The organism is Pseudomonas sp. H3_E04 (assembly GCF_054668915.1).
The window spans coordinates 542978-567748 of the sequence record NZ_CP162797.1; the positions used below are offsets into that span (position 1 = coordinate 542978).

Here is a 24771-nt window from a genome sequence, read left to right on the forward strand (position 1 = left end):
TATTCAGGAGGCCAGTCATGGCTGTTGCTCTGGGATTTTCCGTGCGGCCGCTGCTGCCGCAGCGCGGGCGCTTGCCGCTGCTGGTCGAGGCGGGCGATGCCGACACCGATCTGTTGGCGGTATTCGATGAATTGAAGGCCTTGGTCGACGAGCATCTGCTGCGCGACGGTGGCGTGCTGTTTCGCGGCTTTCGCCTCGACGGCGCCGAGCAGTTTCGCCAGTTTGCCGCGAGCTTCGGCCATCCCTTGCTGAACTACGAGTTCGGCTCGACGCCGCGTACCAACGTCACCCAGGGCGTGTACACCTCCACCGAATACCCGGCGCACCAGAGCATTCCGTTGCACAACGAACAGGCGTATTCGCGCGACTGGCCGATGAAAATCTGGTTCTACAGCATGATCGCCGCCAAGTCCGGCGGTGAGACGCCGATTGCCGACAGCCGCGAAGTGTACCGACGCATCCCGGTGGCGATCCGTGAGCGTTTCGTCAGTAAAGGCCTGATGTACGTGCGCAACTTCGGCAATGGCCTCGATGTGGCTTGGGAAGACGTGTTCAACACCGAAGACCGCGAGGTCGTCGAGGCCTACTGCAAAGCCCACGGCATTATCTGCGAGTGGAAGGACGACGGTGAGCTACGCACGCGCCAGACCTGTCAGGCGGTAGCGGTGCACCCGGTAACGGGCGATCACGTCTGGTTCAATCAGGCGCACCTGTTTCACATCTCCAACCTGCCAGCGGACGTGCGCGAAAGCCTGCTCGACATCGTCGACGAAGAAGACCTGCCGCGTAACGTCTACTACGGCGACGGCTCGCCGATCGAGGACCAGGTGCTGGCGCAGATTCGTGCGGTGCTCGACGACTGTGCGATCAGTTTTCCCTGGCAGGAGGGTGATGTGCTGATGCTCGACAACATGCTTTCGGCTCACGCGCGCTCACCGTTCGAAGGGCCGCGCAAAGTCATCGTGGCGATGGCCGAGGGGCATTCGCAGGACGCGGGCTGAACGCTTCGCAACTCTTCTACTTAAATGCCGAAGCCGGGCTTGTACTGGCTTCGGCATTTGTCTGCCTGGCCTTTGTACCGTCGGGCCGCGATTGCCGCTGGCGCGCTAAATCATCGCGCGGGCCATTCGTTCTTGTTGATACGACCGGGTCTCCAGGTCACGCCGCCGATCAGCAAGGACTCCACGCATGAATGCCGCAGACGCACAGAAACTAGCCCGCCGCTTTATCGAATTGCCCCAGGACAAACGCCGTTTGTTCCTCGTCGGCATGGCCCGCGAAGGCATCGATTTTGCGCAGCTGCCCATGACCGCCTGCGACGGCATCGCCGAGCGTGACGGCCTGTCTTACGCGCAGCAGCGCATGTGGTTTCTCTGGCAGCTGGAGCCGACCAGCGCAGCCTACAACCTGCCGATGGCTGTGCGTCTGGAGGGCGATCTAAACGTCGAGGCGCTGGAACAGGCCTTCAGCCGTCTGGCTGCGCGCCACGAATGTTTACGCACCACCTTCGGCCAGGACGGCGAGCGTGCCTTCCAGCGCGTGGCCGAGCCTCAGCCTCTGAAACTACCCCTGACTGACCTGAGCGAGTTGCCCGAAGCCCAGCGCTGGCCGCAGGCGCAGCAGCACATGATGGCCGAAGCGACCCAGGCCTTCGATCTGCAGAACGGCCCGCTGCTGAGTCTGCGGCTGTTGCGCCTGGCCGCGCAGGAACACGTGCTGCTGCTGACCCTGCATCACATCATTGCCGACGGCTGGTCGATGAACATTCTGATCGACGAATTCATGCGCACTTACGACGCGTTGGTCGCCGGGCGTGAACCGACGCTGGCGCCCTTGACCGTGCATTACCGCGACTACGCGCTGTGGCAGCGCAGTTGGCTGGAGGCCGGCGAGCGCGAGCGGCAACTGGACTACTGGCGCACGCAACTGGGCGACGAGCATCCGGTGCTGGAATTGCCCACCGATCGCGCTTATCCGGCGCAAGCCAGCCATCAGGGCGCACGCCTGGAAACGGTGATCGACGCTGCCTTGCGCGAAGAGCTGAAAAACCTTGCCCAGCGCCAGGGCGTTACCTTGTTCGTGGTGCTGTTGGCGGCGTTCAAGACCCTGTTGCATCGCTACAGCGGTCAGACCGATATTCGTGTCGGCGGGCTGATCGCCAACCGCACCCGCAGTGAAACCGAAGGGCTGATCGGCTTCTTCGTCAACACCCAGATTCTGCGCAGCGCGGTTACTGCACAAACGCCATTCGCCGAGCTGCTGCAGAACCTGCGCCAGGCTGCACTCGGCGCCCAGGCCCATCAGGATCTGCCCTTTGACGCCCTGATCGAAGCCCTGCAACCGGCGCGCAGCCAGAGCCACAATCCGCTGTTCCAAGTGATGTTCAACCACCAGCCGCTGGTCACCGATCTGCACCAGGCGCAACTCGCTTCGGGCCTGCGCGTGGGCTATCTGAGCGAGGAACAACTGGCCGGCAGTGCTCGGCAACACGCGGCCACCAGCGATCTGATGCTCGACACCCGCGAGGAGGGCGAGCAACTGTTTGCTGCCTTCACTTACGCCACGGATATTTTTGATGCCTCAACCATTGCCGCGCTGGCCGGGCATTGGCGCAACATTCTCCAGTCGGTGTGCCGTGATCCGCAGCAGTTGATCGGCGAAGTGGCGATGCTCGCCGAAGACGAACGCCAAGGGTTGATCCAGGCCACCGCGCCAGCGCCTCGTTTCACCAGCGTGCAAAGCCTGTTCGAAGCGCAAGTCGCGCGCACTGCGCAAGCCCCGGCGGTGCGGTTGGCCACAGCGCCTGCGCCGACATTCAGCTACGACGAACTCAACACCCGCAGCAATCGTCTGGCCCATCAGTTGCGCGCACAGGGTGTCGGCCCGGACGTATTGGTCGGCGTCGCGCTGGGACGTTCACTGGAACTGGCGGTGGCGCTGTTGGCCGTGCTCAAGGCCGGTGGTGCTTATGTGCCGCTGGATCCGCAGACCCCGGCCGAACGCTTGCGCCATGTGCTCGCTGACAGTGGTTTGAAACTGTTGCTCAGTGATCAGCAAAGCCTCGCCAGCCTGCCGCCGCTCGACGGCATCGAGTGCCTGTGTCTGGAGCAATTGCCCGCCAGCGAGCAGAGCGACAACCCGTCGATCACGGTCGAAGCCGACAACCTCGCTTACGTGATCTACACCTCGGGTTCCACCGGACGGCCGAAAGGCGTGGCGGTCAGTCATGGCGCGCTGAGCGAGTTCATCGCCCGCGCCATCGACTACAGCGATCTGCGCGAAGGCGACCGGGTTCTGCAATTCGCCACCAGCAGCTTCGACGGTTTCGTCGAGCAGTTCTTCCCGCCGCTGTGCCATGGCGCCAGCGTGATCATGCGCGACGCGCCGTTGTGGGACAGCGCGACACTGCATCAGGTCATCATCGATCAGGGCATCACCCTGGCCGACCTGCCGGCGGCGTACTGGTATTGGCTGGTGCAGGAATACGCGGCGAAACCGCCGGCCAGTTTCGGCGCGCTGCGGCAGATTCACGTCGGCGGCGAAGCCATGGCCGTGGACGGCTTGCGCTTGTGGCAGCAGGCCGGGCTCGGCCATGTGCGCCTGCTCAATACCTACGGCCCGACCGAGGCCACGGTGGTCTCGACGATTCATGACTGCAGCGGGCTGACCGCGCAGGACGTGTCGTGGCGCGGCATACCGATCGGCAAGGGCCTGACGGCGCGGCGTCTGTACGTGCTCGACGATGATCTGAACCTGCTGCCGCAAGGTGCGGTGGGCGAGTTGTACATCGGTGGGCCGGGGCTGGCGCGCGGTTATCACCGTCAGCCGAGCCTCAGCGCTGAGCGGTTCATTGCCGACCCGTGCGCCGACGGCCAGCGCCTTTACCGCACCGGCGACCGTGCGCGGCTGCGCGGCGATGGCGCGCTGGAGTATGTCGGCCGGGTCGATCATCAAGTGAAGATTCGTGGCTTTCGCATCGAACTGGGCGAGATCGAATCGCGCCTGCAGCAATGTCCGGGCGTTCGCGAAGCGGTGGTGCTGGCGGTGCCATTCGCCGGCGGTGCGCAACTGGTCGCCTACGTTGTGACAGAACCTGCGGTGCTCGCCAGCGCGGCGACGCAAGCGGCATTCCGTCAGCAGACCCGCGCTGCGCTGCAAGCCAGCCTGCCGGATTACATGGTGCCGGGGCATCTGCTGTTGCTGGCGAACCTGCCGCTGACGCCGAGCGGCAAGCTCGACCGCAAGGCCTTGCCGACGCCGGATCCGGCGCAGTTGCAGGGCGATTACCGCGCCCCGCAATCGCCGGCCGAGCAGTGTCTGGCGCAAGTCTGGGCCGAGGTGCTGCACGTGCCGCGTGTGGGCCTGGATGATCACTTTTTTGAACTGGGCGGCCATTCGTTGCTGGCCGCGCAGGTGATTGCCCGGGTCAAGGAGCAGATGGGTGTGGTGCTGCCGCTGCGCAGCCTGTTCGAAAAACCGCTGCTGGCGGATCTGGCCGAGGTGCTCGGGCAACTGGCCGAGGTTAGCGGCGACGACGACTGGTCCGACATGGATCAGTTCATGAATGCTTTGCAAGGAGAAGAAGTATGAGCGGCACGATGGCGGAACGTATTGCAAAAAGGTTCGTCGGCTTGTCGCTGGAACAGCGTCGGCTGTTTCTCGCCAAATTGCGCGAGGAGGGCAAGGATTTCAGCCTGTTGCCGCTGCCGGTCAGCCGCCACGACTGCGCGCAGATTCCCCTTTCATTCGCCCAGCAGCGCCTGCTGTTTCTCTGGCAACTGGAACCGGAAAGCGCCGCGTACAACATGGCCGCTGGCTTGCGTCTGAAAGGCCGGCTGGATGAGTCGGCCCTGAGCCGCTCGTTCGATCATCTGCTGGCGCGCCATGAAGTATTGCGCACGGTGTTTCACACCGACGGCGATCAAGCGCATCAGCTGATTCTCGAGCAACAAAGTATTGCGCTGGAACGCTTCGATCTGACCGGCACCGCCGCGCAAGAGCGCGAAGAACTGCTCGCGCAACACGTACAAGACGTCACCGCGCAACCGTTTGATCTGCGCCATGGCCCGTTATTGCGCGCCAGCCTGTTTGCTTTGGCCGACGATGAGTTCGTGCTGGTGGTGAGCATGCATCACATCGTCTCCGATGGCTGGTCGATGGACGTCATGGTCAAGGAATTCGTGCAGTGCTATCAGGCCTTCAGCCTGCAGCGCGAACCGCAATTGCCGGCGCTGCCGTTGCAGTACGCCGACTATGCGATCTGGCAGCGGCGCTGGCTGGAGGCCGGGGAGGGCGAGCGCCAGCTCGACTACTGGCGTCAGCAACTGGGCGACGAGCATCCGCTGCTGGAAGTGGCGCCGGACTTTGCCCGACCAATGAGCCAGAGCTTCGCCGGGCAGACCCTGAGCTTCGATTTCGGCACCGGCCTGTCACAACAGCTCAATGCCTTTGCCCGCAGCCAGGGCATCAGCCTGTTCATGCTGGTGCTGGCCGGGTTCTCGCTGTTCCTTTCGCGTCTGGCCGGCGAGCGCGACATTCGTGTCGGCGTGCCGAATGCCAACCGTGGCCGTGCCGAAGTCGAAGGGCTGATCGGTTTCTTCGTCAACACCCAAGTGCTGCGTTGCCAGGTCGATGAGCGCGGCAGTTTCGCCGATTTGCTCGCGCAGGTGCGTGAAGCGGCATTCGGCGCACAGGCACATCAGGAATTGCCGTTCGAGCAACTGGTCGACGAATTGGTCGCCGAACGCACCCTGGGCCACAACCCGTTGTTCCAGGCCAAGTTCAACCAGAACGTCGGCATGCAGAAACAGCGCTCGATGGCTTTGCCCGGCCTGACCGTCAGCGAATACCCGCTGGCCAAGGACGGCACGCATTTCGATCTGGCGCTGGATATCACCGACGACGGCGCGCTGATCCATGGCCAGATGACCTACGCCAGCGATCTCTATCGGGCGGAAACGGTCGCCGGTTTTGTACCGATGTTGCTGGATCTGTTTACACAGTTGCTCAACTCGCCGCAGGCGCCACTGCACACGGTTGCCACACCACGGCCCGCTGCGCTTTCAATTCAACACGAACCGGCATTGACGGTGTTGCAGCACTGGGCGCGTGAAGTGGCGCGGCAGCCGCAGGCGCTGGCCGCTCGTGATCTCAAGCAAACGGTGACTTTCCAGGCGCTGGATGAACAAGCCAATCGTCTCGCCCATTATTTGCGTGCGCAGGGCGTCAATGTCGGCGATCCGGTGGCGGTGCTGCTCGAGCGTTCGCTGGACTGGCTGACTTGCCTGCTGGCGATTCTCAAGGCTGGCGCGGTGTACATGCCGCTCGACGTCAAGGCGCCAAGCGCGCGCCTGAAGCAGATGCTCGGCGCTGCGCAGGCGCGGGCGCTGATCGGTGCTGAAGGCGATGTGCGGGTCAGCGAATTGGCGGCTGAGGGCTGTCAGGGTCTGGAGTTTGCACCGGGGCAATGGCAGTCACTGTCGACGTCCGCGCCTGAGCTGACGCTGTATGCGCAGTCGCCGGCCTACGTGATTCACACCTCCGGTTCCACCGGGCAACCCAAGGGCGTGCTGGTCAGCCACGGCGCGCTGGGCAGTTACGTGCGCGGCATACTCGAGCGTCTGGCGCCGGCGCCGGAGGCGAGCATGGCGCTGGTCTCGACCATCGCCGCCGACCTGGGCTTCACCGTGCTGTTCGGTGCGTTGTGCTCGGGTCGACTGCTACATGTGCTGCCGGAAGAACTCGGTTTCGACCCGGACCGCTTTGCCGAATACATGGCCCGCCATCGCGTGGGCGTGCTGAAAATCGTTCCTGGGCATCTCGCCGCGCTGTTGCAGGCGGCCAAGCCTGCCGACGTGTTGCCGGAACACGCACTGATCGTCGGCGGCGAAGCCTGTTCGCCAGCGCTGGTCGAGCGTGTGCAGCAACTGAAACCGGGCTGCCGCCTGATTAACCACTATGGCCCGAGCGAAACCACCGTGGGCGTGCTGACTCATGAGGTCGAAGAGCTCGCCGCGCTGGCGCGCAGTGTTCCAATCGGCACAGCGCTGGCCGGTGCCCATGTCTATGTGCTCGACGATGTGCTCAACCCGGTGGCCGATCAGGTTGCCGGTGAGCTGTACATCGGCGGCGACAGCGTCGCCCTCGGCTACCTGAATCAGCCGGCGCTGACCGCCGAACGCTTCCTGCCCGACCCGTTCGGCGCAGCGGGCGCGCGGGTCTACCGCAGCGGCGACCGGGTCCGGCGCAATCGCGAGCAGGCGCTGGAATTCATCGGTCGTGCCGACGATCAGGTCAAAGTGCGCGGCTACCGTGTGGAGCCTGCGGAAGTTGCGCGGGTGTTGCTCAGCCTTGATGGCGTCAGCGAAGCCGCCGTGCTCGCGCTGCCAATGGATGACGATCCGGCGCGCCTGCAACTGCTGGCGTGGTGCGTGCCGGCAGTGGGCGCGAAGGAGCAGGCGCAGGATCTGCGCGAGCAATTGCAGGCGCGGCTGCCGGACTACATGGTGCCGGCGCAGTTAGTGTTGCTGGAAAAGCTACCGTTGACCGCCAACGGCAAGCTCGACAAGCGTGCGTTGCCAGTGCCCGGGGTGGTCAGCCAGCAGTTCGTCGCGCCGGTCGGTGAGATCGAGGAAAAACTGGCCGCGATCTGGGCCGAGGTGCTCAAGCTCGAAAGGGTCGGCAGCAGTGATAACTTCTTTGAACTGGGCGGCGACTCGATTCTCAGTTTGCAGATCATCGCCCGCGCCAAGCGCCAGGGGATCAAGCTGAGCCCCAAGCAGTTGTTCGAAAAACAGACCATAGGCCAACTGGCTGCTGTGGCCAAACTGATCGAAGCCAAACCGGCTGCCATCGCGGCACCAGTGGCACGCGGGCCGTTGCCGTTGCTGCCAATCCAGGTGCGTTTCTTCGACACGCCGATTGCCCAGCGCCAGCACTGGAATCAGTCAGTGATGCTGCAACCGACCCTGGCCCTGGACGCCGCGCATCTGCGTACGGCGCTGGCAGCGTTGGTGGAACAGCACGAGGCCTTGGCCCTGAGCTTCGTGCAGTCGGGCGATAGCTGGCAGGCGTTGCCGCAGACTCAGCGCGATGCCGAACTGCTCTGGGCACGCGAACTGGAAAGTCTCGATGCCTTGCCGGCCGTGGCCGACGCGGCGCAGCGCAGCCTCGATCTGCAACGCGGGCATTTGCTGCGTGGGGTGCTGGTCACTCTGCCGAATGCCGAGCAGCGCTTGTTGCTGGTGATTCATCATCTGGTGGTCGACGGCGTGTCGTGGCGCATTCTGCTCGAAGACTTGCAGCTGGCTTACCAGGCATTGGCGGCGGGGACGGCGCCGGTGTTGCCAGGCCAGAGCAGTTCGCTGCACGACTGGGCCGGGCAATTGCACCGTTATGCTCAGAGTGAAACGTTGGCGACCGAAGGCGCTTACTGGCAGCAGACTCTTGCGGCGGATGACGCGGCACTGCCACGAGATTTCGCCGTGGACAGCCAGACCCGCGCCCAGGCCGCCCGCGCCAGTACGCGCTTGAGCCCGGCACTGACCGACAAGCTGCTGAAAGTCGCCCCGGCGGCTTATCGCACGCAAATCAACGACCTGTTGCTGACGGCTTTGGCGCGGGTGCTGTGTGACTGGAGCGAGCAGCCGTCGGTGTTGATCCAGCTCGAAGGTCACGGTCGTGAAGACCTGTTCGACGACGTCGACCTGAGCCGCACGGTCGGCTGGTTCAGCAGCCTGTTCCCGGTGCGCCTGACCCCGCAGACGAGTCCCGCTGCATCGCTTTGTGCGATCAAGGAGCAACTGCGTGCTGTACCGGGCAAAGGCATCGGTTACGGCGTGCTGCGTTACCTCACGCGTTCTGCCGAGTTGCAGACGCTGGCGCAACCACGGGTGACCTTCAATTATCTCGGCCAGTTCGACGGCGCGTTCAGCGCTGAGCAAGGCGCGTTGTTCCTGCCGAGCGCCGACAGCACCGGCGCCAATCAGGATGGGCAGGCGCCGCTGGGCAATTGGCTGAGTGTTGACGGTCAGGTGCTCGGCGCTGAGCTGGAGCTGACGTGGACCTTCGGCAGCGGCATGTACCGCGCCGAGACCATCGAGGCGTTGGCCGAGGCGTATCGCCGCGAACTGCAACGCCTGATCGAACATTGCTGCGAGAGCGGCCACGGTGGCGTGACACCGTCGGATTTCAACCTCGCCCATCTCACGCAAGCGCAGTTGTCGGCGCTGCCGATGGCGCCGCGTGACATCGTCGATCTGTACCCGCTGTCGCCTATGCAACAAGGCATTCTGTTCCACAGCCGCAACGAGCCGGACAGCCCGGCGTACACCAATCAGATGCGCGTCGATGTCGAGCAGCTCGACGCCGAGCGCTTCCGCCAGGCCTGGCAGCAGACTGTTGATGCTCACGACATTTTGCGTACCGCGTTCGTCTGGCCGCAGGATGCCGCCGCGCCGGTGCAAGTGGTGCGCAGCCGTGTGCAGATGCCTTGGCAAGTGCAGGACTGGCGCGGGCGCGATGATCTTGATTGCGCGCTTGATCACCTCGCCGCTGAAGATTTGCAACGTGGCTTCGATCTGCTCGACGCGCCGCTGTTGCGCGTGACGCTGGTGCGCAGCGCTGAACACACCCATCACCTGATCTACACCTGCCATCACATCCTGATGGACGGCTGGAGTACTTCGCAGTTGTTCGGCGAAGTGCTGCAGCGTTACGCCGGCATCACACCGAGCGCAGGGCAGGGGCGTTATCGCGATTACATCGAATGGCTCGGGGGACGTGATCAACAGGCCAGTCGACAGTTCTGGAGCGCGGCGCTGGCGGACCTTGAACAGCCGACGCGACTGGCCAGCGCCATACTGGTCAGGCACGCGGCCAGCGGCTATGCCGATCACGAGCATGTGTTCAGCGAACAGCTGACCGCCGAACTGAACCGCTTCGCCCGCGAGCAGAAAGTCACCCTCAATACACTGGTGCAAGCGGCGTGGCTGCTGCTGTTGCAGCGCTACACCGGCCAGGACCACGTGGCGTTCGGCGCGACGGTCGCCGGACGGCCAATCGATTTGCCGGGCGTCGAGCAGCAGATCGGCCTGTTCATCAACACGTTGCCAGTGGTGGCAGCACCGTCGGCCGAGATCGCTGTGAATCAATGGCTGCAACAGGTGCAGGCTCTCAACCTGGCCTTGCGCGAGCACGAACACACGCCGCTGTATGACATTCAGCGCTGGGCCGGTACGGGTGCCGGGGCGTTGTTCGACAGCATTCTGGTGTTCGAAAACTACCCGATGGCGGAGGCCTTGGCGCAGGGCCCGCAAACGGATCTGAAGTTCTCGGCAATCCGCCGTCAGGAGCAGACCAACTATCCGCTGACGCTGGTGGCGATCACCGGCCGCGAGCTGAGTCTGGGCGTAAGTTACGATCAGGCCAGTTTCGACGCTCAAGCGATCAGTGCATTGAGTGGGCAGTTGCAAGGCCTGCTCGAGCAATTCCTCGCCGACGCCACGCAGCCGCTGGGTGCGCTGCAACTGCTCGCCGAGCCACAACGGCAACAAGTGATCGAGTGGGGCAAGGCGCCGGTTGCCACGCCGGATCAACGCACGGTGCTGGCGCACATCGCCGCGCAAGTGCAACGTCAGCCGCAGGCGAACGCGGTGCTGTTCGCTGAGCAATCCATCGATTACCAAGGCCTCGATACCCGGGCCAATCGTCTGGCGCACAAGCTGCAAGGCATGGGCGTCGGGCCGGAAGTGCGCGTCGGCGTGTGCATGCGCCGCACGCCGCAGATGCTGGTCGGCTTGCTGGCGATCCTCAAGGCCGGTGGCGCTTATGTGCCACTGGACCCGGATTACCCGCAGGAACGCTTGCTGCACATGCTCGACGACAGCCGCGCGGCGGTGCTGCTCACTGAGCCTGCGGCATTGGCGATGCTGCCCGACACCTTGAGTGCGCAGGTGCTGCTGGTGGACGAGAGCGTCGCCAGCGAATACCCGGCCACTGCGCCGCGGGTTAACCTCGCGGCTGAAAATCTGGCGTACGTGATCTATACCTCCGGCTCCACCGGCAAACCGAAAGGCGTAGCGATCAGCCACGGCAATCTGTCGGCGCTGATTCAATGGTCGGCGGCGGCCTATCGCGAAGAACAATTGCGCGGTGTGCTCGCTTCGACGTCGATCTGCTTCGACCTGTCGGTGTGGGAAATCTTCGTCACGCTGGCCTGCGGTGGCTGTCTGGTATTGGCGGACAACGCTCTGGCGCTGGCCGATTTGCCGGCGCGCGATCAGGTCACGCTGATCAATACCGTGCCGTCGGCGATTGCCGCGTTGCAACGGGCCGCGCAGATTCCATCGTCGGTCGGTACCATCAATCTGGCCGGCGAACCGCTCAAGCAGAGTCTGGTCGACAGCCTCTACGCCAGCACTCAGGTGCGGCAGGTCTACGACCTCTACGGGCCGTCGGAGGACACCACTTATTCGACCTTCACCCTGCGCACGCCAAAGGGCCGGGCGAACATTGGCCGGCCGCTGGATAACACCGTGGCGTACCTGCTCGACAGTCAGTTGCAGGCGCTGCCCGAGGGCGTGGCGGCCGAGCTGTACCTCGCTGGCGCCGGGGTGACGCGTGGCTATCTGCGCCGCGCCGCGCTGACCGCCGAACGCTTTGTGCCGAACCCTTACGCGAGCAACGGCGAGCGCCTGTACCGCACTGGCGATCTGGTGCGCCAGGGCGACGATGGCAACATCGAGTACATCGGTCGCGCCGACCATCAAGTGAAGATTCGCGGTTTCCGCATCGAGCTCAGCGAGATCGAAGCGCGCCTGCTGGAACTCGACGATATTCGCGAAGCGGTGGTACTGGCGCAGGACGGCGCCGCAGGCAAACACCTGCATGCCTACCTCGTCGCCGCGCCGGACAGCGAGCGGTCGACGCTGGCCGAGCGGGTGCGCAATGCGCTGGTCAGCCGCTTGCCGGCGCACATGCTGCCGGGGCATCTGCACCTGATCGATGCGATCCCGCTGACGCCCAACGGCAAGCTTGATCGCAAGGCGCTGATGGCGTTGGGCGAGGGCCCGACGCAGGAGCAATACCAGGCGCCGCAAAGCGATCTGCAATGGGAGGTCGCAACGATCTGGCAGCAAGTGCTGGAAGTCGAGCGGGTAGGGCTGGCGGACAACTTCTTCCAGCTCGGCGGCCATTCGTTACTGGCGACGCTGGTGGTGACTCGGGTGCAGGAGCGCCTCGGCGACAAGGTGCCGCTCAAGGCGTTGTTCGAAACCGACACCCTCAAGGATTTCTGCGCGCGGATTGAAGCGCTGCGCGTCGAAATGTCGCCCGTTCAGGATGAATTGGCTAAATCACTGGAGGCCCTCAAACGTCTATCCCTCGATGATCTGGAAAAACTGATTTCTTGAGAGGGAAAAACGCGTGCAAGAGTTAATCGAGTCGGTAGGACAACTTTCGGCTAAGCAAAGAAAGGCTCTGGCGGTTCTGCTCAAGCAGAAAGGCGTCAACCTCTTTGACATTGCCCCGGTTTTCAAGCGCACGGCTGAAGAGCCGTTGCTGCTGTCCTACGCTCAGCAGCGCCAGTGGTTCCTCTGGCAGTGGGCACCGCACAGCGCGGCCTACAACATTCCGACGGCCCTGCGCTTGCAGGGGCCGCTGGATGTGCCGGCACTGGAACGCAGCATTGCGGCGCTGATCGAGCGCCACGAAACCTTGCGCACCGTATTCACTCAAGACAGCGCACAACCCTTGCAAGTGGTCCTGCCCGCAGGACCCTTTGCGTTGGAGATTCATTATCTGAGCGCTGATCTGGCGCATGACCCGGAGCACTCGATCCAGGCTTTCGTCCAGACTCAGAGCCAAAAGACTTTCGACCTGCAGCACGGCCCGTTGCTGCGTGCCGCGCTGCTGCAGGTCAAACCTGATGACCATGTGCTGGTGCTGACCCTGCACCACATCGTTTCCGATGGCTGGTCGCTGCAAGTGATGATCGAGGAACTGGTGCAGCTTTACGCCGGTTTCAACCTTGGTCACGACGCCGGTCTGCCGGCGCTGCCGATTCAATACGCCGATTACGCCTTGTGGCAGCGCCACTGGATGGAGGCCGGTGAGCAGGAGCGACAACTGGCCTACTGGCAGGCAAAGCTCGGCGGCGAACAACCGGTACTGGAACTGCCGCTGGATCGCCCGCGCGCGGTCGAGCAGAGCTTCGCCGGCGCCAGCCACAACCTGATTCTTGATCCGGCGCTGAGCCATGCCCTCAAGGCGTTTGCCCGGCAGGAAAACGTCACCCTGTTCGTGTTGCTGCTGGCTTCGTTTCAGGCCTTGCTGCATCGCTACAGTGGGCAAAGCGACATCCGAGTCGGCGTGCCGGTAGCCAACCGTGGCCGGGTGGAAATCGAGCGGCTGATAGGTTTCTTCGTCAACACCCAGGTGCTCAAGGCGGATGTCGACGCAGAGCTGCCGTTTGTCGAACTGCTGCGTCAGGTCAAACAGACGGCGCAGGAGGCGCAGGCGCATCAGGACTTGCCCTTCGAGCAACTGGTCGAAGCGCTGGAACCGGGGCGCAGCCTCAGCCACAGTCCGCTGTTTCAGGTCATGTTCAACCACCAGGCCGAGCGCCGCGCGAGCATCGCCACACGCCTGAACGGCCTGAACATCGAACCGCTGGAATGGCAGAGCCAGACCGCGCAGTTCGACCTGACCCTCAATACCACCGAACAGGCCCACGGCATCGAAGCCGTGCTCAAGTACGCCACTGACCTGTTCGACGCAGCGACCATCGAGCGCCTGGCGCAACACTGGACCGCGCTGTTGCAAGCGATCGTCGCCGAGCCGAGCCAGTGTATCGGCCAGTTGCCAATGCTCGATGCAGGCCAGCAGCAACAGCTGTTGGCGCAATGGAATCCGCCGCTGATTGAACAGCCGCTGACCCAGTGCATCCAGCAAGCCATCGAGGCCCAGGCCGAGCGGCATGCCGATGCGGTGGCGGTGAGCTTTGCCGGGCAACGCCTGAGTTACGCCGAACTCAATCACCGCGCCAACCTGTGGGCGCATACGCTGATCGAGCAGGGCGTCGGCCCGGACGTGTGCGTCGGCGTTGCGGTCGAGCGTTCGCTGGACATGATCGTCGCCATTCTCGCGGTGCTGAAGGCCGGCGGCGCCTATGTGCCGCTGGACCCGAGCTACCCCGATGACCGCTTGAGTTACATGATCGATGACAGCGGCATCCAGTTGCTGCTGACTCAGGGCCATTTGCTCGGGCAATTGCCGCTGCCGCCGGGGCTGATCTGCCTCGATCTGAATCAGGCGCCGGAACACGGCATCGCAAGCAACCCGCCATGCCTGACCACGCCGGACAATCTGGCCTACGTCATCTACACCTCAGGTTCCACCGGCAAACCCAAGGGTGCTCTGCTGCCGCACGGCAACGTGATGCGCCTGTTCAGCGCCACCGAGCACTGGTTTGATTTCGGCCCGCAGGACAGCTGGACGCTGTTCCATTCCTACGCGTTCGACTTTTCGGTGTGGGAGATTTTCGGCGCGCTGTTGTACGGCGGCAAACTGGTGGTGGTGCCCCACGATGTCAGCCGTTCGCCGGAGGATTTCTACACGCTGCTGTGCGATGAACATGTCACCGTGTTGAACCAGACGCCGTCGGCGTTCAAGCCGTTGATGCAGGTCGCCTGCGAGTCGAGTCGCAGCAATGCCCTGCGTTACGTGGTGTTCGGCGGCGAGGCTTTGGAAGTACAGAATCTGCGTCCGTGGTTCGAGCGTTTTGGCGATCGCGCGCCGACGCTGATCAACATGTACGGCATCACCGAAACCACCGTGCACGTGACTTACCGGCCGTTGTCGCTGGCGGATCTGCAGAGCAATCACAGCAGCCCGATCGGCGCGCCGATTGTCGACCTGTCGTGGTACTTGCTCGACAGTTCGCTCAACCTGGTGCCGCAAGGCTGCATCGGTGAGTTGTATATCGCTGGCGCCGGTCTGGCCCGTGGTTATCTGAATCAGGCTGGCATGAGCGCTACCCGCTTCGTGCCCGACCCGTTCAACCGCAAGGCCGGCCAGCGTCTGTACCGTACCGGCGACCTCGCACGCCTGCGCGGCGATGGGGTGATCGAGTACATCGGCCGTATCGACCACCAAGTGAAGATCCGTGGTTTCCGCATCGAGCTCGGCGAAATCGAAGCGCAACTGCTCAAGCATCTACAGGTGCGCGAAGCGGTGGTGCTGGCGGTGGACGGTCTCAGTGGCCAGCAACTGGCGACCTGGGTCGTGCCGGTCGAGACATTGAACGCGGACGAGCAGGGCGCGCTGCGCGATTCGATCAAGGCGCACCTGCGCGAGACCCTGCCCGATTACATGGTTCCGGTCAGTTGGGCGTTCCTCGACCGACTGCCGCTGACCGCCAACGGCAAGCTTGGTCGCAAGCAACTGCCGCAGCCGGACGTTGCGCAAGTGCAAGAGGCCTACGCGGCGCCGCGCAGTGAACTGGAACAGCGCCTGGCCGAGATCTGGCAGGACGTGCTCAAGGTCGAACGGGTCGGGCTTCACGACAACTTTTTCGAGTTGGGCGGCGATTCGATCATTTCGATTCAAGTGGTCAGCCGCGCGCGGCAGGCCGGTATCCGCTTTACGCCCAAGGACATTTTTCAGCACCAGACCGTGCAGCGTCTGGCCACCGTCGCGCAACAAAGCGACGCCGTGCAAACGGAGCAGGGCGAGGTGCTCGGCGATGCGCCGCTGACGCCGATCCAGCAGTATTTCTTCCACAGCGACATCCCGGCGCGCCACCACTGGAACCAGTCGATCCTGCTGACCCCGGCGAAAACCCTGCAAGCCACTGCGCTACAACAGGCGCTGGCGCAGGTGCAGAAACAGCATGACGCCTTGCGCCTGCGTTATCGCCAAACCGAGCAGGGCTGGCAGCAGAGCCACGGCGCGGCGGATCAGCCACAAGCGTTGTTGCGCACTTTCACGCTGGACGATAGCGCGGCATTGCCAGCGCTGTGCCTCGACCTGCAACGCAGCCTCGACCTGCACAACGGCCCGCTGATCCGCGCGGCGCTGATCGATTTGCCGGACGCCAGTCAGCGACTGTTGCTGGTGATTCATCACCTGGTGGTCGATGGCGTTTCGTGGCGGATCCTGCTCGAAGACCTGCAAAGCGCCTATCAGCAGATCAGCAGTGGACAGAGCGTGCATCTGCCGGCCAAGACCAGCGCGTTCAAGGACTGGGGCTTGCGCCTGCAAGAACATGCGCGCAGCGCGACGCTGGGCAGCGAACTGAGCTACTGGCGCGAACAGTTGCGCGACGCGCCGCTCGGTTTGCCGCTGGATAATCCGCAGGGCCAATTGAACAACCGCTTCGAACGCAGCGTCGACACGCGGCTGGACGCCGAACTTACCCGCCAATTGCTGCAACAGGCCCCGGCGGCCTACCGCACTCAGGTCAACGACCTGCTGCTGACCGCACTGGCGCGGGTGCTCTGCGAGTGGACCGCCAGCGACAGCGCGCTGGTCCAGCTCGAAGGCCATGGCCGCGAGGACCTCTTCGACGACATCGACCTGAGCCGCACCGTTGGCTGGTTCACCAGCATGTTCCCGGTGCGCCTGACACCAAACGCCAGCCTGGAAAGTTCGATCAAAGGCATCAAGGAGCAACTGCGCGCGATCCCCAACAAGGGCATCGGCTACGGCTTGCTGCGTTATCTCGGCACGGCCGAAGCACAAGCGGCACTGCATGAACTGGCGCAACCGCAGGTGACGTTCAACTACCTCGGCCAGTTCGATAACAACTTCGATGACGACGTCTTGTGGCGGCCGGCCACCGAGGACAAGGGCGCCGGTCAGGACGAAAACGCACCGATGGCCAACTGGCTGACCATCGATGGCCGGGTTTATCAGGGCCAGTTGAGCCTGACGTGGACCTACAGCAGCGACGTCTTCGCAGAGACGACCATTGCCGCGCTGGCCCGCGCCTACGAAGTGGCGCTGAACGAATTGATCGAGCACTGCCTCAGCCATGCGGGCGGGCTCACGCCGTCCGACGTGCCGCTGGCCGGTTTGTCCCAGGCGCATCTGGACAGCCTGCCGATTGCCGCCCAGCGCATCGAGGACATTTATCCGCTGGCGCCGATGCAGCAAGGCATTCTGTTCCACAGCCTGTACGACGCGGACGCCAGCGCCTACGTCTATCAGATGCTGCTGGACATCGACGGCCTCGACGTTGCGCGGTTCCAGCAAGCCTGGCAACGGGTGGTCGATCGCCATGAAGTGCTGCGCGCCGGTTTCATCTGGGGCCGCGATGGCCTCGATGCACCGTTGCAGGTGATCAACCGCCAACTGACCCTGGAAATGCCGGAAATCGATGTGCGCGATGCCGCCGATCTGCCGGCGGTGCTTGAAGCACGGGCGCAGGCCGACCGCGAACGTGGCTTCGATCTGCAGAATCCGCCGCTGTTGCGCCTGTGCCTGCTGCGCACTGCCGCCGATCGCCATCGGCTGATTTTCACCTGCCATCACATCCTCATGGATGGTTGGAGCAACTCGCGGATGTTCGGCGAAGTGCTGCAGGATTACGCCGGCCAGCCGGTGCCGAGCGCGCAGGGCCGCTATCGCGATTTTCTGGTCTGGCTCCAAGGCCAGGACAAGGCAGCCGCGCAGGATTTCTGGCGCGGGCAACTGGCCGAACTCGACGAGCCGACCCGCCTGGCGTCGGCCTGCCACGGACGCACCGTGCCGGGGCCGGGCAAACAGATGCATCGTCTGCATTTCGATGAAGCGTTGACCCAGCGCCTGAACCACTTCTCCCGTCAGCAACAGGTGACCCTCAACAGTCTGGTGCAGGCGGCATGGCTGCTGGTGTTGCAGCGCTACACCGGCCAGGCCACCGTGGCGTTTGGCGCCACGGTATCCGGGCGTCCGGTGGATTTGCCGGGCATCGAGGAGCAACTGGGGCTGTTCATCAACACCTTGCCGGTGATCGCCAGCCCGCAGGCCAGCCTCAGCGTCGGTGACTGGGTGCGCAGTGTGCAGGACAAGAACCTGTTGTTGCGCGATTACGAACAGACGCCGTTGCAGGACATTCAACGTCTGGCCGCATTGAGTGGCGAAGCGTTGTTCGACACCTTGCTGGTGTTCGAGAACTACCCGGTGTCCGAAGCGTTGGAGGCCAACCCGGGGGGGCTGCGTTTTTCCGGTCTGGAACATCGCGAGCAGACCAACTACGGTCTGACCCTGATCGCCGGCGCCAGCCAAGTGCTCAACCTCGATTTCAACTACCTCACCGAGCACTTTGCCGAACGCAGCGTGCTCGCTCTGGCCGCGCATCTGCGTGAAGTGCTGGAGCAATTTATCGAGGCGCCGCAACGGGCACTCGGCGAGATCGGTCTGCTGCCGCTGGCCGAGCGTCAGACGCTGGCGCAGTGGAACGACAATCACGCCTCTTATCCGGCCGAGCGGTTGATCTCGCAGAGCTTTGAAGCAAGGGTCGCAGCGCATCCGCAGGCACTGGCGTTGAGTCATGCCGGCGTGGCGCTGAGCTACGGCGAACTGAACCGCCGGGCAAACCAGTTGGCCCGGCATTTGGTGACACTGGGTGTCACCGCCGAAGTGCGCGTCGGCGTGGCGCTGCCGCGTTCGGCGGAACTGGTGATCGCCCTGATGGCGGTGCTCAAGGCCGGCGGCACCTACGTGCCGTTGGACCCGGATTACCCGGCCGACCGCGTGGCGTACATGCTCGATGACAGCCAGGCGAAAGTCCTGCTGACCCAGCAAGCGTTGCTGGCGCAACTGCCGTCCAGCGAAGCACAGGTGGTGCTGGTCGAGGCCGGCGGCGAGGCGTTCGCCGCGCAGGCACCGGACAACCTGCCGGCGCGCGCTGACTCGGTCGATCTTGCCTACGTGATCTACACCTCCGGTTCCACCGGCAAACCGAAAGGCGTGGCCATCGCCCATCGCAACGTGCAGGCGCTGATTCACTGGTCCGCCGAGGTCTACAGCGAGGACGATCTGCAGGGCGTGCTGGCCTCGACGTCGGTGTGCTTCGACCTGTCGGTGTGGGAGATTTTCGTCACCCTGGCGCGCGGCGGGTCCATGGTCATGGCGCGCAATGCTCTGGAGCTACCGGACTTGCCCGAGCGTGATCAGGTGCGCCTGATCAACACCGTGCCGTCGGCGATTGCCGCGTTGCAACGCATCGGCCAGATCCCGCCGGGCGTGCGCATCATCAATCTGGCCGGTGAGCCGCTGAAGCAGGCGCTGGTCGACACCTTGTACCGCGAGACTTCGGTCGCCCACGTCTACGATCTGTACGGGCCTTCCGAAGACACCACGTATTCGACCTGGACCCGTCGCGAACTCGGCGGCCAGGCCAATATCGGCCGGCCATTGCGCAATACCACTGCATACCTGCTCGATGAGCAATTGCAGGAAGCGCCGGTCGGCATCGCAGCGGAGCTGTATCTGGCCGGCGATGGCATCACCCGTGGCTATCTGTTGCGCCCAGGCTTGACCGCCGAACGTTTCGTGCCCAACCCGTTGGCGAGCAACGGCGAGCGCATGTACCGCACCGGCGACCTGACGCGTTTCATGGAGGACGGCCGTATCGAATACGTCGGCCGCATCGACCATCAGGTCAAGGTGCGTGGCTTCCGTATTGAACTGGGTGAAATCGAAGCGCGTCTGCTGGCCCAGGCCAGCGTGCGCGAAGGCGTGGTGCTGGCTGTGGACGGCGTCAGCGGTCAGCAACTGGTGGCTTATGTGGTGCCGACCGAGGCCGATCAAAGCCTGGCGCAACTGGACGCGCTGAGCACTGCGCTGCAAACCGCGCTCAAGGCGCATCTGCCGGATTACATGGTGCCGGCGCAGTGGCTGTTCCTCGAACAGTTGCCGCTGACACCCAACGGCAAACTTGATCGCAAGGCCTTGCCGGCGCCGGATGCCAATCAGGCGCAACGCGATTACGTCGCGCCTTCGACGCCGCTGGAGCAGCAGTTGGCCGAGGTCTGGCAGGACATTCTGAAGATCGAGCAGGTCGGCGTGACCGACAATTTCTTCGCCCTCGGCGGTGATTCGATCATCTCGATTCAACTGGTCAGCCGCGCGCGGCAGCAGGGCATTTGCTTCACGCCCAAAGACCTGTTCCAGCAGCAGACGGTGCAGAAACTCGCCACGGTGGTTTCGCTGGCAGACGCACAATTCGCCAGCGCTGCCGACTACCCGTTGGCGCAACTGGATCAGGCGCAGCTCGATGCCTTGCCGGTGCCGGCGGAGCTGATTGAAGACGTCTATCCGCTGTCGCCGATGCAGGAAGGCATGCTCTTCCACACCCTGTCGGATAACGGCAGCAGCCTTTACGTGCAACAGGTCAGCCTGCCGATCAAGGGCCTCGACGTCGAGCGTTTCCGCCGGGCCTGGGAATTCATCATCGTCCGTCAGGCGATCCTGCGCACCAGTTTCCATTGGCAGGATGGGCTGGCCAAGCCGCTGCAGGTCGTGCATCGCCAGGCGCCGTTGCAGATGCAGGTGCTCGATTGGCGTGGGCAGGACTGCAGCGAGGCGGCGATTGCCGAGTTTGCCAGCGCCGACCGCGCACTGGGCTTCGACTTGTCCGAAGCGCGATTGCAGCGGGTGACCCTGCTGCAGCTGGGCGACCAGCAGTACCAGATGATCTGGACCAGCCACCACATTCTGATGGACGGCTGGAGCAGTTCGCGGTTGTTCGGCGAGGTCTTGCAGTACTACTCCACGGGCGAGGTGACTGGCGAAAACGGCCGCTATCGCGACTTCATCGCCTGGTTGCAGGCGCAGGATCAGGATGCCCAAGAGCTGTTCTGGAAGGCGCGTCTGGCGGTGGTCAACGAACCGACCGCGCTGAGTCAGGCGATGCACCCGCGTCACAGTGCCGACGTAGCCGGTCACGATGCGCTCTATTCGAACTGGGACAAAGCGCAAACCGCGCGTCTGCTGGAGTTCTGCCGCGACTTGCGCATCACCCCGAACACGTTGATTCAGGGCGCGTGGCTGCTGCTGTTGCAACGCTACACCGGCCAGCAGACGGTGACCTTCGGCGCCACCGTATCGGGGCGTCCGGAAAGCCTGCCGAACGTCGGCAACATGCTCGGCCTGTTCATCAATACCTTACCGATCATTCAGACCCTACAGGCCGATCAGCGTCTGGCCGACTGGCTGGGGGAAGTGCAGGCCTACAACCTCGACATTCGCGATTACTCCCAGGCACCGCTGGCCGATGTGCAGCGCTGGTCGAACCTCGGTGGTCAGGCGCTGTTCGACAGCATCGTGGTGTTCGAAAACTTCCCGATCGACGAGCGCTTGCAGGAAGAAACCGACACCGAGCTGACCTTCGGCAAATCCATCGGCCACGGCGTGACCAACGTGCCGATGGACCTTGCGGTGATGCTTGGCGATGAGTTGTCGATCGAGTACCTGTACCTGCGCAGCCACTTCAGCGCCGAGGCGGTAGAAGGCATTCGCCTGACCCTGGAAAACACCCTCGCGGCGATGATGGCCGCGCCGTATGAGCGGCTGGGTAACTTGCAGCGTCTGTCCGCCGAGCAATGGCAAGCGGCGCAGGCCTGGAGCGCCGAGCCTTCCCACCGCCACGCGCCGCAGTTGCTGCCGGAGCTGATCAGCCGTCATGCGCAACAGCAACCCGATGCGATCGCGGTGCAATGCGCCGGCGAGAGCCTGAGCTACGCCGAACTCGAGCGGCAAGCCAATCGTCTCGCGCAGTGCCTGATCGCCCACGGTGCCGGGCCGGAAGTGGTGATCGGCGTGGCGTTGCCGCGTTCGCTGGAAATGCTGGTGAGCTTCCTCGCCGTGCTCAAGAGCGGTGCCGCCTACGTGCCGCTGGACATCGATTATCCGCCGGAGCGTCTAGCCTACATGATCGAAGATTCGCGCATGGCCCTGCTGCTGACGCAGACCAGCCTGCGCGCGACCCTGCCGGCGCCGCCAGACGTGCTGCGCCTGGAAATCGATCAGCTCGATCGCAGTCTTTACAGTGATGCTGCCCCGGTCTGCGCTATTCACGAGCAGAGCCTGGCCTATCTGGTTTACACCTCCGGGTCCACCGGGCGGCCGAAAGGCGTGGCCGTCACCCAGGGTCCGTTGAGCATGCACTGCCAGGCCATTGCCGGGCTGTACGAAATGGACGCGCGCAGTTGCGAGTTGCACTTCATGTCGTTCGCCTTCGATGGTGCTCACGAACGCTGGCTGAGTACCTTGTACAGCGGCGGTCGTCTGGTGATTCGCGACGGATGCCTGTGGACGCCGGAGCAGACCTATCAGGCCTTGCACGATTACGGCGTGACCATCGCTTGCTTCCCGCCGGCCTATCTCAAACAACTCGCCGAGTACGCCGCCGCCAGCGGCATTGCACCGCCGCCGGTGCGCATCTACTGCTTCGGTGGCGATGCGGTGCCGGAACAGACTTTCGAACAGGTGAAAGCGGCGTTGCGTCCGCAATACTTCACCAACGGCTACGGCCCGACCGAAACCGTGGTCACGCCGATGCTCTGGAAAGTCGCCATCAGCCAGCACTGCGAAGCGGCATACGCGCCGATCGGCCGCGCAGTCGGTGCACGTTCGTTGTACGTGCTCGACGACGATCTGAATCCGCTGCCGCCGGGTTTTGCCGGTGAGTTGTACATCGGCGGTTACGGCGTCGCCCGTGGTTACTACGGGCGCCCCGACCTGACCGGCGAACGCTTCGTGCCCAATCCATTTGCCCCTGGCGAGCGCCTGTACCGCAGCGGCGATCTAGTGCGGCGTCGCCCGGACGGCGTGGTCGATTACGTCGGGCGCATCGACCATCAGGTCAAAGTGCGCGGCTTCCGCATCGAACTGGGCGAAGTCGAGGCCAGCCTGCGTCAGTTGCCGGCAGTCAGCGATGCGCTGGTGATTGCCCGCGACAATGCCTCCGGCAAGCAACTGATCGGTTATGTGGTCACCGCCACGGGTGATGATATCGGCGATGAACTCAAGGCCGGGCTGCGTGCTTCGCTGCCGGAATACATGGTGCCGGCGCAGATCGTCTGCCTCAGCGCGTTCCCGGTTACGCCCAACGGCAAACTCGATCGCAAGGCCCTGCCGGAGCCGCAATTCAAAAGCGACGAATATGTTGCGCCGCGCACCGAGCAGGAAAGCTTGCTGGCCGAGATCTGGGCGCAGGTGTTGCAGGTCGAGCAGGTCGGTATCAGCGATAACTTCTTCGAACTGGGCGGCGATTCGATCCTCAGCCTGCAAGTGATCTCGCGGGTGAGAAACCATCCAACCCTGCAGATGGAACTGAAGCTGCGCGATCTGATGCGCTATCAAACCATCGCCGGCATCGTCGAGCAGCAGGTGGTGCAGGAGGGCGCCGGGCAAGCGTTGCCGGACCTGACTCAGGTTGCCGCAGAAGGCGCGTTCAATCTGCTGCCGATCCAGGAGTGGTTCTTTGCCGAAGGCATGGCCGAGGCGCATCACTACAACCAGTCGTTGCTGCTCAGCGCTCGTCAGCCGCTGGATCTCGATGCACTGGAACAGGCGCTGGGCTTGATCGAACAACATCACGATTCGCTGCGCCTGCGTTTTTCCAACGACGGCGGGCGCTGGTTGCAGCGCTATAGCACCCGCTTGTCGGACGAGGCTGTGCTGTGGCGCCGTGAAACGCAAAACAGCGAAGAGGTCGAAGCGTTGGCCAACCTCGCGCAGCGCAGCCTCAGACTCGATGACGGGCCGGTCTGGCGGGTCATGCATGTGGCGTTGCCGGATGGCCAGGCGCGCTTGCTGGTGGTGATTCATCACCTGGTGGTCGACACCGTGTCGTGGCGGATTCTGCTCGACGATCTGAAAGTCGCTTATGAGGCGTGTGTGCAGGGGCTGGCGCCGCAACTGCCGATTCGCACCAGCAGTTATCGTTCGTTTGCCGAGGCATTGCAGGCGCGGGCGCCAGTGATTGCCGAACAGGAGTTGAGCTATTGGCTGGAGCAACTGGATCAGCCCGGCGTTGATCTGCCGTGCGACAACCCGCGCGGCAAGAACCTTGTGCGGCAACAGGCGCAGGCACGGCTCAAACTGTCCCGCGAACACACCGAACAACTGCTCAAACAGGCCCCGGCGGTGTACGGCACGCAGATCAACGACCTGCTGCTGTCAGCACTCAGCCGTGCCCTGTGCCGCTGGAGCCAGCAACCGTCAGCGCTGATCCTGCTCGAAGGACACGGTCGCGAAGACCTCTTCGAATCGATCGACCTGAGCCGCAGCCTCGGCTGGTTCACCAGCATGTTCCCGGTGCGTTTGCGCCCGGACAGCGATGACATCGGCCAGTCGATCATCGATGTGCAGGCGCAACTGGCGGGCGTACCGCAGAAGGGCATCGGCTACGGCGTGCTGCGTCATCTGGCCGGGCCGGACATTTCGGCGCAACTGGCCGCACTGCCGCAGGCACGGGTGACCTTCAACTACCTCGGACAGTTCGACCAGAGCTTCGACGAACAGGCGTTGCTGGTGCCGGCCCTGGAAGAGACCGGCGACAACTACAGCCTCAAGGCGAACCTGGGCAACTGGCTGGAAATCGTCGGCCAGGTCTATGACGGGCAACTGGCCTTGCGCTGCATCTACAGCAGCCAGCGTTATCGCGCCGGCACCATGGATGCGCTGATGAGCGATTACCAGCGTGAGCTTGAAGCGTTGATCGAGCATTGCATGGCGCGGGTGGGTTGATCGCCCGGTCTTTTGCGCGGGCGCTGCCCAGGC

Annotated in this window: 4 protein-coding genes; all 4 read left to right on the forward strand. The window is 63.6% G+C overall.

Features of this window, described 5'->3' with window-relative positions; translation table 11 throughout:
* Positions 1 to 17: 17 nt before the first annotated feature.
* Complete coding sequence (locus AB4N53_RS02555) at positions 18 to 1001, forward strand: TauD/TfdA family dioxygenase (protein ID WP_460117875.1); 984 nt, start codon at positions 18 to 20, stop codon at positions 999 to 1001.
* Between the two features lie 187 nt (positions 1002 to 1188).
* Positions 1189 to 4590, forward strand: coding sequence for an amino acid adenylation domain-containing protein (locus tag AB4N53_RS02560; protein WP_460117877.1), 3402 nt, complete (start codon positions 1189 to 1191; stop codon positions 4588 to 4590).
* A complete protein-coding gene (locus AB4N53_RS02565) occupies positions 4587 to 12410 on the forward strand; it encodes an amino acid adenylation domain-containing protein (RefSeq protein ID WP_460117879.1) in 7824 nt (2607 codons plus the stop codon). The genes AB4N53_RS02560 and AB4N53_RS02565 overlap by 4 nt, the downstream gene beginning before the upstream one ends.
* A gap of 13 nt (positions 12411 to 12423) precedes the next feature.
* The gene (locus AB4N53_RS02570) at positions 12424 to 24738 is read left to right on the forward strand and encodes a non-ribosomal peptide synthase/polyketide synthase (protein ID WP_460117881.1); all 12315 of its coding nucleotides are present in this window, start codon (positions 12424 to 12426) and stop codon (positions 24736 to 24738) included.
* Positions 24739 to 24771 lie beyond the last annotated feature (33 nt).

What these genes read in the sequence shown, in the direction of transcription:
- AB4N53_RS02565 (WP_460117879.1), top strand. Translation starts at nt 4,587, where the DNA reads ATGAGCGGCACGATGGCGGAACGTATTGCAAAAAGGTTCGTCGGCTTG.
- AB4N53_RS02555 (WP_460117875.1), top strand. Translation starts at nt 18, where the DNA reads ATGGCTGTTGCTCTGGGATTTTCCGTGCGGCCGCTGCTGCCGCAGCGC.
- AB4N53_RS02560 (WP_460117877.1), top strand. Translation starts at nt 1,189, where the DNA reads ATGAATGCCGCAGACGCACAGAAACTAGCCCGCCGCTTTATCGAATTG.